At 57.1% G+C, this 15,365-nt stretch carries 11 protein-coding genes and 7 pseudogenes; 10 read left to right on the forward strand and 8 right to left on the reverse strand.

What is annotated here, in order from left to right; genetic code table 11:
• From IVA79_RS17485 to IVA79_RS17510, 6 genes and pseudogenes are all read left to right on the forward strand, one after another.
• Positions 1–786: pseudogene (locus tag IVA79_RS17485) on the forward strand (IS3 family transposase); the annotation flags it as partial.
• Positions 787–1,029: pseudogene (locus tag IVA79_RS17490) on the forward strand (integrase core domain-containing protein); the annotation flags it as partial.
• A 44-nt stretch (positions 1,030–1,073) separates the two neighbouring features.
• Positions 1,074–2,162 (forward strand): annotated as a pseudogene (locus tag IVA79_RS17495) (IS3 family transposase).
• A gap of 836 nt (positions 2,163–2,998) precedes the next feature.
• A complete protein-coding gene (locus tag IVA79_RS17500) occupies positions 2,999–3,112 on the forward strand; it encodes a hypothetical protein (protein ID WP_247554887.1) in 114 nt (37 codons plus the stop codon).
• Positions 3,113–3,457: 345 nt separating this feature from the next.
• A pseudogene (locus IVA79_RS17505) lies at positions 3,458–3,767 on the forward strand (IS3 family transposase); the annotation flags it as partial.
• 142 nt (positions 3,768–3,909) lie between these two features.
• Positions 3,910–4,047 (forward strand): annotated as a pseudogene (locus IVA79_RS17510) (transposase); the annotation flags it as partial.
• 164 nt (positions 4,048–4,211) lie between these two features.
• Here the strand turns inward: IVA79_RS17510 and IVA79_RS17515 are convergent.
• Entirely contained in the window at positions 4,212–5,135 is a 924-nt protein-coding gene (locus tag IVA79_RS17515) for a TauD/TfdA family dioxygenase (protein WP_247554847.1), read from the reverse strand.
• Between the two features lie 856 nt (positions 5,136–5,991).
• Between IVA79_RS17515 and IVA79_RS17520 the strand changes: the two genes are divergently transcribed.
• Complete coding sequence (locus IVA79_RS17520) at positions 5,992–6,879, forward strand: 3-keto-5-aminohexanoate cleavage protein (protein WP_247554889.1); 888 nt, start codon at positions 5,992–5,994, stop codon at positions 6,877–6,879.
• 64 nt (positions 6,880–6,943) lie between these two features.
• On the opposite strand, the pseudogene IVA79_RS17525 reads toward IVA79_RS17520, so the two are convergent.
• The 3 genes and pseudogenes from IVA79_RS17525 to IVA79_RS17535 form a co-directional block, all read right to left on the reverse strand.
• A pseudogene (locus IVA79_RS17525) lies at positions 6,944–7,177 on the reverse strand (hypothetical protein).
• Between the two features lie 2 nt (positions 7,178–7,179).
• Positions 7,180–7,434: pseudogene (locus IVA79_RS17530) on the reverse strand (transposase domain-containing protein); the annotation flags it as partial.
• Positions 7,344–7,673 (reverse strand): transposase, encoded by a 330-nt coding sequence (locus IVA79_RS17535; RefSeq protein ID WP_346658186.1) that lies wholly within the window; start codon positions 7,671–7,673, stop codon positions 7,344–7,346. The gene IVA79_RS17535 and the pseudogene IVA79_RS17530, both read right to left, overlap by 91 nt.
• A gap of 755 nt (positions 7,674–8,428) precedes the next feature.
• Here IVA79_RS17535 and IVA79_RS17540 point away from each other — a divergent pair.
• On the forward strand, positions 8,429–9,220 hold the full coding sequence (locus tag IVA79_RS17540) for an SDR family oxidoreductase (protein ID WP_247554851.1): 792 nt from the start codon (positions 8,429–8,431) through the stop codon (positions 9,218–9,220).
• Between the two features lie 519 nt (positions 9,221–9,739).
• Here IVA79_RS17540 and IVA79_RS17545 read toward each other — a convergent pair.
• Positions 9,740–9,922: a hypothetical protein gene (locus IVA79_RS17545; RefSeq protein WP_247554853.1), complete on the reverse strand. Its 183-nt coding sequence runs from the start codon at positions 9,920–9,922 to the stop codon at positions 9,740–9,742.
• 170 nt (positions 9,923–10,092) lie between these two features.
• On the opposite strand from IVA79_RS17545, the gene IVA79_RS17550 reads away from it, so the two are divergent.
• Positions 10,093–10,488, forward strand: a complete 396-nt coding sequence (locus tag IVA79_RS17550; protein ID WP_247554855.1) for a hypothetical protein — start codon at positions 10,093–10,095, stop codon at positions 10,486–10,488.
• Positions 10,489–10,503: 15 nt separating this feature from the next.
• Here IVA79_RS17550 and IVA79_RS17555 read toward each other — a convergent pair whose 3' ends face one another.
• The 3 genes from IVA79_RS17555 to IVA79_RS17565 all read right to left on the reverse strand — a co-directional run bounded on the left by IVA79_RS17555 (position 10,504) and on the right by IVA79_RS17565 (position 11,878).
• Positions 10,504–10,791 carry a hypothetical protein gene (locus IVA79_RS17555; RefSeq protein ID WP_247554857.1) on the reverse strand — a complete coding sequence of 96 codons (288 nt, stop codon included), beginning with the start codon at positions 10,789–10,791 and terminating at the stop codon, positions 10,504–10,506.
• 128 nt (positions 10,792–10,919) lie between these two features.
• Positions 10,920–11,297: a hypothetical protein gene (locus tag IVA79_RS17560; RefSeq protein WP_247554859.1), complete on the reverse strand. Its 378-nt coding sequence runs from the start codon at positions 11,295–11,297 to the stop codon at positions 10,920–10,922.
• A gap of 89 nt (positions 11,298–11,386) precedes the next feature.
• The gene (locus IVA79_RS17565) at positions 11,387–11,878 is read right to left on the reverse strand and encodes a transposase (protein WP_247554862.1); all 492 of its coding nucleotides are present in this window, start codon (positions 11,876–11,878) and stop codon (positions 11,387–11,389) included.
• 932 nt (positions 11,879–12,810) lie between these two features.
• On the opposite strand from IVA79_RS17565, the gene IVA79_RS17570 reads away from it, so the two are divergent.
• Positions 12,811–14,460 (forward strand): class I adenylate-forming enzyme family protein, encoded by a 1,650-nt coding sequence (locus IVA79_RS17570; RefSeq protein ID WP_247554865.1) that lies wholly within the window; start codon positions 12,811–12,813, stop codon positions 14,458–14,460.
• Positions 14,461–15,365 lie beyond the last annotated feature (905 nt).

The raw sequence follows: 15,365 nt of genomic DNA on the forward strand, positions 1-15,365 counted from the left end.
CAGTGTCTATTATCTACCACGTCCGGTGTCGCCCCCCGATCTCGCGATCATGCGACGGCTCGACCGGCTGCACCTGGAGTTTCCTTTCGCCGGTTCGCGTATGTTGCGAGGCCTGCTGACTGCCGGGGGTGCAAGATCGGCCGCCGGCATGTCAAAACGCTGATGCGGCGGATGGGGATAGAGGCGCTCTACCGCCGTCCACACACGACCAAGCCCGAGCCCGGCCACAAGGTCTATCCCTATCTGCTGCGCGGCATGGAGATCACGCGGCCGAACCAGGTCTGGGCGATGGACATCACCTACATCCCGATGGCGCGCGGCTTCGTCTATCTGGCCGTGGTGCTGGACTGGGCGACCCGCCGGGTTCTGTCGTGGCGGCTGTCGATCACGATGGAAGCCGCATTCTTGTCGAGACGCTGGAGGACGCTCTTGCTTGCCACGGCAAGCCGGAAATCTTCAACACCGACCAAGGCTCGCAGTTCACGGGCGCCGCGTTCACCGGCGTGCTCGCCAGTCATGGCATCGTATCAGCATGGACGGTCGGGGTGCCTGGCGCGACAACGTGTTCGTCGAGCGGCTGCGGCGCAGTGTCAAATATGAGGAGGTCTATCTGCGCGCCTACGACACCGTGTTCGACGCCCGCGCCTCGATCAGCCGATACCTCGACTTTTACAATGGCCGGCGTCCCGCCTTGACCGCGGCACTCCGGATCAAGCTTACTTCAACCAGCTGCCGTTCCACTTATCGACGCGGGATTGCTGTTCAGACAACCGAGACCATCTCTAGACCCTGTTCTTCGATCTTGACGACGCCCGCGCAAAGATCGCTGTCTGGGTCGCCGACTACGATCTCCAGCGCCCCCACTCATCACTGAAATACCTGACCCCCACGGCCTACGCGGCCCACCTCACCGCAACGGACGATCGGCGACGCAACCCCGACCAGCTCCGCCGATCGTCCGTTGCTCCACCCGCGCCACTTGGCGTATATAATGATCTGAGACCGGAAAACTGGACCATTTTTGGCTAGAGTTGCGCTGCGTCAATCCCCTCGGCTGGGAGGAGCGGACAACGATGAAGGCCTCGAAGTTTTCGGACGCCCAGAAGGCGTTTATCCTGAAGCAGGGCAACGACGGGGTCCCGGTTGCGCATATCTGCCGCAAAGCCGGGATCAGCCAGGCGACCTATTTCAACTGGAAGAAAAAGTACGACGGACTGCTGCCGACCGAGATGCGCCGCTTGAAGCAGCTCGAGGACGAGAACGCCAAGCTGAAGAAGCTGGTGGCGGACCTATCGCTCGACAAGGAGATGCTGCAGGACGTGATCCGCCGAAAGCTGTGAAGCCTGGTCGGAAGCGCAAGCTCGTCGATGAGGTTTGCGGTGAGTGGCAGGGCACGATCCGCAAGGCTTGTAAGGCCCTCGAGTTTCGATCGATCGACCTATCACTACAAATCTCGTCGCTCCGGCCAGGCCGCCCTCGAAGCTCGGATCAAGGAGATCTGCCATGTTCGCGTACGGTACGGCTATCGCCGTTGCGCCGCGAAGGATGGCGTCACGGCCAAACAAGACCGCCGCGTCTATCGCGAACTGGGCCTGCAATTGCGTAACAAATCGCCAAAGCCCCGGGTCAAGGCCAAGCTGCGCGATGATCGCCGGCCGGCGACCCGGTCGAACGAGACCTGGGCGATGGATTTTGTTCACGATCAGTTGGCGACGGGACACAAGCTGCGCGTGCTCACGATCGTCGATATCTTCTCTCGCTTCTCACCCGCGCTGCAGCCTCGGTTCAACTTCCGCGGCAGCGACGTCGTGGCGATCCTGGAAACGGCCTGTAAGGAAGTGGGATTCCCGGCGACGATCCGCGTCGATCAGGGCAGCGAGTTCGTGTCGCGCGATCTTGACCTGTGGGCCTATCAGCGCGGCGTCACCCTGGACTTCTCGCGGCCTGGCAAGCCGACCGACAATGCCTTCATCGAAGCCTTCAACGGTCGCTTCCGGGCCGAATGCCTCAACGCCCACTGGTTCCTCAGCCTTGCGGACGCCCAGGAAAAGGTAGAGACTTGGCGCAAATACTACAATGAAGAACGCCCGCATGGGGCAATCGGCAATAGGCCGCCGATTTTACTGCACAACCGCGATGGCGTCACCAACCCGCCACCGTGAAAGAAGCGCAAAACTCTAGTTCTGGGTGGTCCAAAGTTCGGTCTCGCTACAATAACCCAGAAACTCTAACTGCCGCTGGATGAAAATTCAGGGGCAGATCACTTTGGGATCAATGTTACTTGCGCTCCAAATGCATGGCTTTGAAAGTCGTAGGCATGCATCGATAGAGTGGTGGCCCGCACACTGTAGCGATTTGGTTTAACGTCGGCTCGGCGCCTGTGCGAAGGCAACGCCGTCCGGTGCACAGATACGGAGAGCATGAGCGACGCCGCCCTCAGCCGGCGCAATGACGACGACCATCTGGATCTCGAGCTAAATCGGCGAACGGCACCGGCCACGGTCGGCGCGGCTGGAAGTACATCCGGAAGCTCGAACCTACGCATCGCCCGAGTTGGACGCGACGCTCGCGTGCTTCGAGATCGCGTGCTTCGAGGTGGCGTCAACGAAGAGATTGGTGCTCGCCTGCGCCGAATCCGGCAGCGCGGGCGATTGTCGCCCGCGAACTTGCAAAGAGAGCCAAGGTCGTCAACTCATCCACCCGTGATTGAACGAGCGCTAAAGCGCATTTTGGATACCATTCCGATTAGCTTGGCAGAGCTTTTTTTCGCCGACAGAAGATGGCAGGGAGCAGATTTTATTTCGAAACAAAGACCTAACGGAAATCGGCAAAGGCGGGATTTGCTCTTTCAGATTGGCAACGCCGCTCGAGCCAGATTCTGAAAGAAGCTTACATCCCAGGATGCATACCGGAAAGAGCTAAGCTGGTCCACGCTGGCGAGGAAGGTGGAGTTATCATCAGTGAACGATGAGAAGTCACCGTTGATGGTCACCGCCGTATACTCGGCCCTAGCGACGCATATTGTTTTTCAAGCCGCCGACCGCACCGGTTTAGGTGCATTGGGACGGAGCCGTGGGTAGTTGTAAGCGCGTGTTCTGCGCCATCGTTCTGAGCGCCAAGTAGGTAAGAGTCGTCAGCGCGAGCAGCCTAGCCACATTCTCCTTGAGCCGCGCGCGACGTGGGAGATCATGCTCAACCCGCCCGCCGAGATCGCGCATACCGCGTGCGCCAAACGAGCAACCCGGAACTGCGGCTCGCCCAATTACCGCTGTCATTGTTCTGTATCCTCGGTCGGTAGCACTGCCATGCCCGCGCTGCACCAGTCCTCCAAGGGGCAGCCGACTGCGAAACAGCTTCATCAACTCTGATCTTGCCGCTCAGGCTTAATCCAGGTTGCAGTTCGCTCTGGCCCAAGACAAGGCCAGAGAATGAAGCGCAGCCGCTTTCGGAAGAGCAGATCGTCGGGATTTTGAAGGAGCACGAGGCTGGCGTTTCAGTTGCCGATCTGTGCCGGAAGCACGGGGAAAGAAGTGGTGATGCCCGCGGGGAAGCGGAAAGCTGTCGCGCATCTCGTGGATGCCCACCGGATGAGCGAACGGCGGGCGCGTAAAGCCATCGGCTGTTGCCGCATGACCATCAGATACCAGACGTTCCGGGCGGATGATGCCGCCCTGCGTCAACGCATGAGGACGATCGCCCAGGAGCGCCGCCGCTTCAGCTATCGGTGCCTGCATGTTCTGCTCAAGCGGGAGGGCTATCTGATCAACCTGATCCGCCGCCGCAGGCCAAAGCTGTTTGCTCATTGGGCGAGGTTGAGTTCTGAGCCGCGCCAGATGAAGAACTTCCGCCGATTGCGCGCGGGCGTGCTGGGCCCAAGCTGCTGGCCCATGTTCTATTCAACGATTTTTCATGTCGAACAATGCTGCCGAGCGTGAGCTACAGGCGGTCGCCGTGGGACGAAGAAATTGGACCTCAGCCGGGTCCGACGAGGGCGGCCGCCGTGCGGCTGCCACCTACAGCGTCATCGCCACCGCCTGCATGGCCGGCTGGGTACGCTTCGCGCCAACGGGGAAATACTGACCGGCCGGCGGGTGCGACGACCTCCCCCATGGCAGCTTGATTGGCAGATAACCTCCTTCGAAAGTTTTCCAGAGTTTGGGCTCAAGCAGCAAGAGCGATAATCCATTGCGTCTTTATCGGATGAGAACAAGCTAAGTCACTCTCGCGGACGGCTGCTTGGTAGCCTTGATCCGCGTTACGCTACAACGGCCATCGATGCCAACCGGTCGGTCGCCAGCGACTGTGACGCGACGAACAACACGGTGCAGGTTTCCGTAGTCGTTAAGTGCGTAGTGTTGTGTGGCACGGTTGTCCCAAACGGCGACATCTCCTTCCCTCCATTTCCAACGAACAGTGTTTTCAGGCGCAGTAATGTTTGACTGGAAGATATCCAGCAACTTCTGTCCATCACATTTCGGAACTCCAATAAAATGCCGCACGTAGTGCCCGAGAACCAGGGCTCGTTCGCTGGTCTCCGGATGGACGCGTACGACCGGATGTTCTGTCTCAAAGACAGTTCTAGTGAGAAGCTCCTCATGGTATTTCTTATCTGCCTCACTAGCAGTGGGCCTGGTGCTTGTGTCGTTGGTGTGAACGGACCAGAGTTCGTCGGCTAACCGTTGCAGCGGCGGCGGAAGCTCAACATAAGCGGCAGCCGTGTTTGACCACACCGTGTCACCGCCGAACGGCGGGATCACGAGGCAGCGCAGAATTGTTATCTTGGGGTACGCATCGACAAAGGTCGAGTCGCTGTGCCATACGTCGACGCGGCTCCCGACGAGAGTGGAATCAAGCTCTAAGGTTGATGCTGTGCCCTGTGTAGCGCCGAGTGTCGGATGCGCCACAAGCTCACCAAAACGAAGAGCAAAACGTTCCAGCTCGCCGTCGTCGAGATGCTCCTGGTCCCGGAAGAAGAGGACTTTTCGCTCAAGCAGTATGTTGTTAATAGCGGCCACAGTCTCATCGGGCAAATCCCCCGATAGCCTAATGTTGGCAAGTTCAGTGCCTATGCGCGCCGCGCGTTTGACTACGTGCGCATGTGGAATGACATTCTCGGTCGATGCCTTTTTACTCATCGTAGTATCCTCCTGGCTCGGCTATCGGGAGATCGGCAGCAAGGACCATGCCAATATTGAGGATCCGGGTATTCTCATGCTGTCGAGCTTCGTGCCGAGCCATCCACCAAGTGTATTAGTAGTATGTTATCGCCGACGAGCCATGTGGCCGCCTCCATACTAGATGTACAAGCGCAATGCCCTCGTCCGCACACAGATGTCCATTTCAAGCTTCGTGCTCGACTTGGCTTCGCGAAAAATTGGCGCAAAGATTAAGAAAAGTCCCTGCGGTTTTCTATTCAGGTAGAGCCGCGCGGGTTGCCGACTTGCGACGCGCAGTCTTTGAGACATTCAGACCGTTAGCGTTCAATATAGTTGCAAACCAGTCGGCTTCAGCCTGAAAAATTGACGATTGCGGGGCATGAGCTATTAGCCGTCCAATTGGACGCGCGGGCATCTGAGCGGCGTCCGGGCGGACGATGTCAGAGCATCCGAGGATTATATCGGCAAGACCCGCGCGTCAGTTCCTGGCGTCGCAGTCTGCTTCGGCAGGCGTGGATTAGCCTCGTTCATTTGGCTACACTGTTGTCTTAGTCCGGACATACCTCGGTGTCGCTCCAAAGGTAAGCAGCTAGCTGCGTTATCTCTTGAGGGGATCCTCTGCAGGAGCTTGTTAGCGGCACGCCGATTGCTTCCTGTGCAACGCTGCGTCGGTGGCTTCGAGGCGGAACTATCGACAGGCGTTCTGAAGGAGGCGGCCCAAGGAAGGCTCTGCCACGAGTTGATGCCAGATATTCAGAATCAATATGATAACAAGCTTATGATCAATCTGCCAGATTTGGGGCGGGTCGATCGTCACCAAGAGGAGAGAGGCGAAATGATCTCGGAGGCGTTCATCACCTGTGCAGTAACGGGAAGTGGATCAAATGTGGAGCGTAGCCCCCATGTGCCGGTGACCCCACAGCAAATTGCAGAGTCGGCAATCGAGGCAGCACGAAGCGGGGCAGCGGTGGTGCACATCCACGTACGTGATCCCAGAACGAGGAAAGGGTCACGCGAACCTGCGCTTTATCGAGAAGTCGTGCGGCGCATTCGGAACTCTGATGTGAATCCTGTAATCAACTTGACGACAGGAATGGGAGGAGACCTTGTGACGGGGGGGCCTGTCTCCCCGTTTCCGCCTGACCCTTCGACGGACATGGCAGGTGCACTTGAGCGACTGATTCATGTGGAGGAGCTGCTCCCGGAGATCTGCACGTTAGATTGCGGCTCAATGAACTTTGGCGCTCACGACTATGTTATGATCAACACCTATCCAACGCTGCGCATGATGGCCGCGCGCATAAAGGAACTTGGTGTATGTCCTGAGCTTGAGGTGTTCGATACTGGCCATCTGTGGACAGTACGCGACCTGGTCGACGAAGGGTTGATCAAGCAGCCGTTAATCCAACTGTGCATGGGTATCCGCTACGGCGCTTCACACGATCCTGCCGCACTAATGTCAATGGTAAAGGCACTTCCACCGAGCGCCATTTACTCGGCGTTCTCGATCGGTCGGATGCAGCTTCCCTACGTCGCAATGGCAGCCTTGGCTGGTGCGAACGTACGAGTGGGACTGGAAGACAATTTGTACCTATCGCGGGGGCTTCTTGCGACGAATGCCGATCTGGTGCAGCGAGCGGTGCATATTCTCGGGCACATTGGAGTAAGGGTGATGTGCGCTGATGAAGTTCGTCAAAAGCTAGCGCTAAACGTTCACTCTTGAAATTTCGACATCCGAGTAAGAGAGTATCCATCCGAGCTAGGCCGCGGACAGTGGATCCCCGATTTCACCGCTTGAGGGGTTCGGGGTTTTCCTTGTGTATCCTGATGAGCTCCATCAGGTTTTCTATGCCGAAGTCGGTGAACGCCATGACGTCCTTCGTCACCTATGCCGTAAACCCAGATGACGCCATCCTCCGGATCCATTGCGTTGGCCACGTCCCAGAGCCAGTCCTCGTCTTCGCGAGGTCCTTTGCAACGCGACCGATTGTGAAGACGGAATGAACTTTGTCGACGTGCACGGCTACGCCGCCTGAGCGGAGGACGTCGACGTGGGAGGCGTCCAATTCCACGGCAGCAACTCGTGCAGCCGGCTTTGCGGCATGTCGGCGATGCGCGCAAAGACGTCGGCGAGCCAGGCTTTCGGGTCGATGTTGTTGAGACGCGCCGTCATGATGAGCGTCGCCATCACGGCGGCCCGCTCGGCACCGCGATCCGAGCCGGCGAACAACCATGCCTTTCTTCCAAGAGCAAAAGCGCGCAGCGCTCGCTCTGCGGCACCGATGAATCCGCCGCCGACGCCACAGGCCCATCCGCAGCCACAACTACCCTGACAAGGCCAGCCTCGGATTTGGTCCGGTTCGCTGCGAAGGCTCTTCGCCAGGTCACCAGCAGAGAACGCGACAGGCCATATCGCCGCGCCTTCGCCGCAACCAAACGCGGCTCGGACATGCTTTCCAGAACAATCCGCGCCTTCTCCTCCTCAGACCAACGCCGTCGCCGGCCCGTCTCCACCACTTCAAGTCAATTCAGCGCGCTGATCGTATGGCTGTCCATACGTACAGTTCTCAACCATCAGGTCAGCCCGCCGCAAGGCGGCTCTCCTCGGAGGCCTACGTAAGAGATTGCAAAATGCAGCTTGCGTGCTGTCGCGATGCTATCTTGCGCTGATCGTGCGCGGTCTAACCATGTCTAATAAGGCAGGAACTTATACTTCGGTGGGCCGCAGCGCTCGCAGAAGATGTTGCTCCGTGAGAGAGATACAGCGCCAGACGCGCAAACGCCGGCTGCTCGAAGCCGTCAATTGCATGGCGGCTGCAGGATGCAGCGGTCGGGTGCGCAGCCAGATTACGCAGCGCTGAGCGGCAACACCTCTTAGGTCCGTTCGTCATAAACGCGCCTCGTAGCGACAGCTGCTGCCCCGAGTTCAGCCCAGCTGTTCACATCTAAGCTGCGATAGGCGCACCAGGCACGTAGATTTTATGCCGGCAGCATAGCCACACTACCTCCAGAGTTGTGGCGGATCGCGGAAACGAGACAAATCAAGCGGCTTCCGTAAACTACCAGCCTTAGTGATTGAGTTTGAAAGATGCATGATTACTTTCATGTGCAGCACCTAAGCAACCCACCGAGCCTAATCTGCCTCAAGGGCGGAGCTATTCGGACGTTCGGCGACAGGTCTATAACAGCCTCGCGGGCTGGAATTTGTCGGTCTTGTGTCAGGCAGCGGAAGCCGCATTGCTAGCCCGGCCGGCATTGTACGGGAGTAGAGCATGACCCAAGTAGCAATCGTGACCGGATCAGCGACAGGACTGGGAGCAGCCTGCGCAGTGGATCTAGCTAGTCGCGGCTGGAATGTCGCAATCAACTATACAAAAAGCAGGAGAGAAGCTGACGAGACGTATTCTAAGGTTAAGGCCCATGGTGTCGATGCCATACTGGTGCAGGCTGATATGGGACAGGACATCGACTGTCGGAAGTTAGCCGAAGAGACCCTGAAGAAGTGGGGCCGAATTGACGGGCTGATCAACAATGCCGGAGCCACGAAATTTCAGAAATCGGGCGACCTCGACGGATTCACGGCTGAGGATTTCGACCGCATCCTGTGGGTCAACGTCGCTGGCCCGTACATGATGAGTCGTGCGGTTTGGCCAAATATGAAGAAGCAGTGGGAGAAAAGTAGGCAGCGCGGCTCGATTGTTAATATCTCGTCGACAGCCGGCGCTACCGGTCTAGGCAGTTCAATTCCTTACGTCGCGTCCAAGGGGGCGCTCAATACGCTCACGCTGACGCTAGCGCTGTGGTTAAGTCCCGCAGTCAGAGTCAATGCGATATGTCCCGGCTTCATCCAGTCGCGTTGGCTCCGGGACGGACTGGGTTTAGCCGAATACGAGAAAATGAAGCAGGCGATGGAGCAGACAACGCCCCTGCGCCAGGCCGGTACACCTGAGCAGATGGCCGAGGCTGCACTCTTCTTTCTCACGAGCGCATCCCACGTGACAGGGGAGATCTTGCTGGTAGATGCCGGCAACCATCTCGGAACCGTACCGATGAAGGGACGCTAGCGCATTCATCGTTCGAAGACATATGGTCCGGCACAGTAGTTGGTGCACTCGCAAGTTTGGAAGTGACGAACGAGTCACGACCGCAGATACAAAGGGTGAAAGCAGACCTCAATTTTCTACAGGAAACGCATTGCCACGAATGACCGTCTCTGCAACCGTATGGACGGGTCGGGTATTCTGGTTGGACGCTGAGGTATTCAGCGACGAGTGGGAACGGTGAAGATTTTAGTCGGCGACCCAATCGGCGATTTTCGGCGTGGGCGTCCTCGAGGCGAAGAACACGGTCTCGTTGAGAAGTTCTGATCGGTCCGTGACGCGATGAAGCGCCAAGCGATGGCGGCGTCCTTGCACCAGGGAGGGCTGCGTCGCAGGTACACTCATGGTCGGGCGAAGCGTTCGCTGGTTCGACAATCTCAGGCAATCAATCGAGCGGCTCGGACAACCGGAGCGTTGCATTGTATTTGTGATCGCGACAGTGACATCTACCGAGCTTTTCTGCGCAGCACAGGAGATCGGAACTCACTTCCTGATCAGGACTTGCGTCGATCGCTTGGCTGGAGACGGGATTACACGATCGCCGACGAAATGGAAAAGACCTGCGTCAAAGGCTTCCATTACATCGAGGAGCGCAACGACAAGGGTGAGACGACGAAGGTCGCCGCTGGAAATCAAGTTCAAGCGGATCGCGGTCTTGGCTCCCATCGGCAAGCAGAAATATCCAGCCCTCGACCTGACGCTAATCCATGCGACCGAGCGCGGTACGCCAAAGGGCCATAATCCGATTCTGGAAGCTCATCACGAACCTAGCCGTCCGCAGTGGCTCCGAAGCAATCGAGAAGATTAACTGGTACGCCATGCGGTGGAAAATCGAGGTGTTCCACAAGATCCTGAAATCGGGCTGCAAGGCGGAAGACGCAAAACTCCGGACCGCGGAGCGACTTGCCAATCTAATGGCGGTCTTCTGCATTCTCAGTTGGTACGTCCTCTGGCTCACCATGCTCAATCGCATCGCCCCAGACACGTCACCGAAGCTCGCATTGACGGACACCGAGATCGCATTGCTCGATCGACTCATCAGCGGCGCGAGCCATCGACGATGGCGCCCTGGAACCCTTGCATTTTGTCTTACCAAACTTGCACGATTGGGTGGCTACCTGGCCAGGGCGAGTGATCCGCCGCCTGGAAATGTTGTCATTGGCGCGGTCTCTCGAGACTCACAGATCGAACTTGGCGCCGAAATCGCAGCTGCTGGAAATGTGGGTACTTGAAAGCCGGTGAGGCTTTCAATCACCCACAAATTCTCCTCCGACCATAGCGCCCAACGCGATGTCGGTGAGGCACGACAGCCCGCGCCATAGGACCGTATTGCCGGGCGGCGGATCGCTGGCGCGGGCGCGATAACCGGCGAGCCGGGCGATCTTGATCCGGTAGTGCGAGAGCGTTTTCCGTCTTGCTTTTGGTTTGTCGTTGACGAGACGATCGAGCACACCAACTTCAGTCGCAGTCAACGCGAGGGTTGGGGACGCGCCTGGGCGGAACGGTTGAGCATCGTCATCCAGAAGACCCGCCAACTCAGGATGCAAAAGAGCGAGATCAGGTTGGTCAGGTCCTAAGCTTCGACTCCTCAGCTTTGCAGCCCGATTTGAGGATCTTGTGGAACACCTCGATCTTCCATCTCAAACCATACCATTCCAGCTTCTCAATCGCGTCGGTGACAGGCAGGTCGGTGATCAGCTTCCAATGGATTTTCTTTCTGTTCTTCGGCGTCCCGCGCTAGGGTCAGAGCGGGATAGCGCTTCTGCTTTCCGATCGGCGGCAGGACGCGAATCTTGCGATACCTGATCTCAAGAACGGCCTGGTCGGGATCGCCATTGCTGTCTCTGACTTCGATGCGATGGAGCCCTTTGACGGCGACCTCGTCCATTTCGTCGGCGATCGTGTGATCCCCGTCTCCAGCCAAGCGATCGACGCAAGTCCTGATCAGGGAATGAGTTCCGATCTCCTGTTCGCGATCACCAATATGGATGCATTGTCCCGGATGATCCAAGAGTTGCGTAGACTGCTTGAGATTTTCCAACCACCGGACGCTTTCTTTTTTCTCGATGGGAATCCGGGTCGGATTGATCTTCTTTTAAGCGCTGCCGTCCCCTTGAATTTCTTCCGGGTCTAGAACTTAACGGCCGCCAACCCAAGCGGCACCTCCTCGATTGTAACCGGGAGGTTCGAATGGATCAGGATGCCGCAAACCGTGTGCGATCGGAGGCGACCTGCCTTATCCCGTCCACTGTTTATGATCTTGGTGAGCCGATCGTTTCTGACTTCTCGCGTTGATAGCTGAACTCGGTTTATCGTGCAGCACAAGAACGAGACCTTCAGTGGCGGTGGCACGATCACGTGTCGATCGGAAATGGCCGGCCAGAATGTCCGGTTCGCTGACCCGGTCGTTAGAGAAGAAGCGGTAAGCTGCCTTGGCCCAATCCTGGCAGACGGAATGCTTTGTCCCATGGCGATTCCAATCTGCGAGAGCAGTTTGCGGAATGTGTCGCCGAGCCGCGCATCCCTAAACTCGCATACACTACTCTCTCGACCAATCCAACATTCACCTTCCAAGGACCGCAAACAGCCTTTTGCCGATCGATCCCTAAATGTCAGCCCCATAGAGCACCCTTCGCTGATCAGAAAGGAATCACAAGTGATTCTTCCGATTCAAGAGTTCCCCGATCAGCGGATCAGCCCGAGCGCTCAAAGTTATGGGTAATTGAAAGCTTCACCGGGCGGACACCTTCATCGAGGGCTCTTCGACGATCTTACGTGAAATGTTGCCGGTGACCAGGCCCGCCGGCTGCGCAGGACAGCAGCGCCGCCGATGTCGACGAATTGCTTTGGTACAATGGTCCATCAGCGCCCCCGCCTCTTGGACAATAAGAGGGTTGCCACAGCTGAAACGTCATGCGTCTTTTGCCAAATCGATGAAGTCCTTTGGCCGCCGCACGCAGCAGCGTTGGTCGCCCGGGAACTGACGACGCTCGACTGCGCGGTGGTCTCGGCCGTGGCGGGCTGCGGTCTTAGTGGCGTAGTTCACCGGCGTCGTGGGCGACTCGAGGGCTCTCGGCCGCAAACGCCCAGAGTCCCGCCGAACCGCGCCACTGGCTTAAGTTCGACCGTCCGCGCAGGAAAACGTGCTAGCAGATTGTTCGTGGGTAAAAAGCCAAGACGTGCAGACGTGGACCCAGCGCTCGCTTCTATTATCTGAGAGCCCGCAAGTGTGCTCGAGCAAGGGTAACCCGATCAGGAGTCACAGACGACTTCGAGCAACCAGGGGGCTTGGAGAAGACGGGAGCTCAATAGCAGTAACAAGCCGGGATTTCCTTCACCAGAAGCGGTAGTGTCGCAATCGTCACTCTTGCTGTACGAGAGCCAAATGCAAGCCAAATGCAGGTATAATGGACCGCCCCATGACGGGACTAAGTGCAGAAAATGACGCAAGCCCGGAGCATCTGTTCGCTGAGCCGTGGCGTCATCGAGCCATCGATGCTGTGTCACGAGCATTTTGTCGCATTCTTTCGTTTTCATGTGCAAGGTAACCATCAATGTCAGGACTCTCGGCAGAAACCCACCTGGGCGATCGCGTCGCAAAGATGGTGAGCAAGATCAAAGAACTTGAAGAAAAATATGAAACTACAACGGTCGGAGAACTAATTTCGAAGCGCGCAAGAACGCACGCGTCCACGATTGCAGTCGACGTATTTGACCGCAACGAGCGTGCCACGTATTTGGAGATTCACCAGTTGTCCAATAAATACGGACATGCGCTGCGGACATTTGGCGTGCGCAAGGGGGATCGCATCGGCGTTATGTTAAGCAATCGCATCGAGTTTCCAATCATCTGGTTCGCGATAGCAAAGATTGGCGCGGTCATAGTCCCTATCAACATGCGTTATACTCCGAGGGAGATCGAGTACGTTCTCAGCGAGACACAGGCGACGTATGCGGTGGTGGAGAACCGCGCGTGGCCAGTGTTCGCCGCGATGCAGCCTTGGCCGCGGCAGCTCGACACGCAACGGATACTCCTTGTCGAAAAGGCGTCCGACGGAGCTGCCGCTTCGCTCGATCAATTGCTCCAGGGAATCGAGGAGTCAGACCTGAAGGAGGACGTCTGCCCCAACGATCTGCTGAATATTCAGTTTACATCAGGAACAACCGGCTTTCCGAAAGGATGCATGTTGACACACGACTATTGGGGCGTGAGCTCATACCAATGGGCCTGTTGGGATGGGCAGTTGTACCGCAGGCATTTGTCTGCCCAACCATTCTTCTATATAGACCCTCAATGGCATCTTCTGAGTGCGTATCGGCAGGGTGGGACATTCTATTTGGCGCCGCAGGTGAGTTCGACTCGATTCCTCGGTTGGGTCAGGCAGCACCGCATCGAGTGGTGCCAATTTCCCGAGCTGGTGGCACGCGAGGCAGAAGCCGCAGATGAGAACGGCACCACATGTTTGAAGCGAACTATAAATTGGGGTTGGAATCCCAATACTGTGCGTCAATTTCGGGAACGATTTCGGGTGCCCACTCAAGATGCATATGGAATGACGGAAATTGGCTTTGGCACTCGAATGGCAGTTGAACTCGACGAATTCGCTGAATCGGGTTCTGTGGGAATACCTGTTCCATTTCGTTCGCTGCGGTTGATGAATGAGGATGGTAGTGCCACGGCCGTTGGTGAGGTTGGTGAGCTGTGGGTGAGCGGACGGGGGATATTTAAGGGATATTGGAATAAACCGGAAGCAAATGCCGCTCAGTTTGAAGGAAATTGGTTCAAGACTGGAGATCTGATGCGCCGCGACGAAATTGGTTTTTATTGGCTGGTCGGACGCAAGAAGGATATGATCCGCCGTTCGGGTGAGAACATAGCGGCCCGCGAGATCGAAGCGGTTATCCGCGAGATTCCCGAAATTTCGGATGTAGCCGCGGTGCCGGTTCATGATGCTAAACGTGGCGAGGAGGTTAAGATCTGCGTTGAGCTAAAACAGGGACTCCCTCCTGGCGCCTTGTCCGTCGAGCGCATACTTCAACATGCTCGCTCCAAGTTGGCCGTATTCAAGGTGCCGCGGTATATCGCCTTTATTGCAGAACTCCCGAGAACGACTTCCAGCAACAAAGTTCTCAAGCGTGAGCTGATGAACGTGAGCGACCAGCTTTCTGGTGCGTACGATGCTGAGCAGAAGCGATGGCGCTGACGCCGGCAGTGTTAAATCGGCTCCTATGCTGAGAGTAACCGTAAACAGCAAAGGGCGGTCATTGTATCAAACCGGCGCAGAGCTCTAAGGATCACTTCCCTCGAATCGATAGACGGCCTGAAGGGCGCGCGCGAGGCAGCTCGACGACCGCGCATACCTCCGCAAAACTATCCCATGATAAGAGAGCAGGTGGGATCTCTGGGGTGGTCCTCACTGAGGAGAGATCAGTTGGTGGAGGTCGCTTCGACCAATATCAGAGCTTTTGACCTCGAGGGTAACACCCTTTCCCGCATCGGTGAGTCTCCTCTACCGCACGTCCGAGGGCCCCTCGGGCGGCGCCCGGCGATCTGCATCACGGAAGGACGGATCGTGGCAGAGTTTAGAGAAGCGTTTGTTGCAATCGAAGTCGCTAAGCTGAGAAATGTCGTCGGAGTTGCGATGTAGGGGATCGTAGCTGATCCGGCCAATCTGACCAAAGTCGAAGCGGGATCGTTGGCCGTTCAATCGTTCATGCCATTTCAGAGCCTTTTGTTCCGCCAGCCGCAAGACTGCGCGAGGACTTTGAGGACCTAGCAGGAGCATGGCAGATCCTTTCGACTTTCTACATGGTAGCACCGTACACGAGTTCGTTCTCCTCCAGGAAAGTCAAAGTATTACGGGTAAGCACATCGGCGCCGATGTCTCGAGTAACTGCCGAGGGCAGATAGTTGGACCGAAATTGAAGCTGGTTTCACAATTGCCGGGCGATCCCTTGGCCTTGGGACTACGAGTTCGAAGGGACGATTCGCGACGGCATTTTGACAGGGGTTGTTTACTTAGGCGCGTCCGCAGACAAGTACAGCGGCCTCACCGTTAGGCGGCAATTCGGACGAGCCAGTCGGCGCGCCACGCGTACCCGAACAAAT

Source organism: Bradyrhizobium sp. 138 (genome assembly GCF_023074075.1).
Lineage (GTDB): Bacteria > Pseudomonadota > Alphaproteobacteria > Rhizobiales > Xanthobacteraceae > Bradyrhizobium.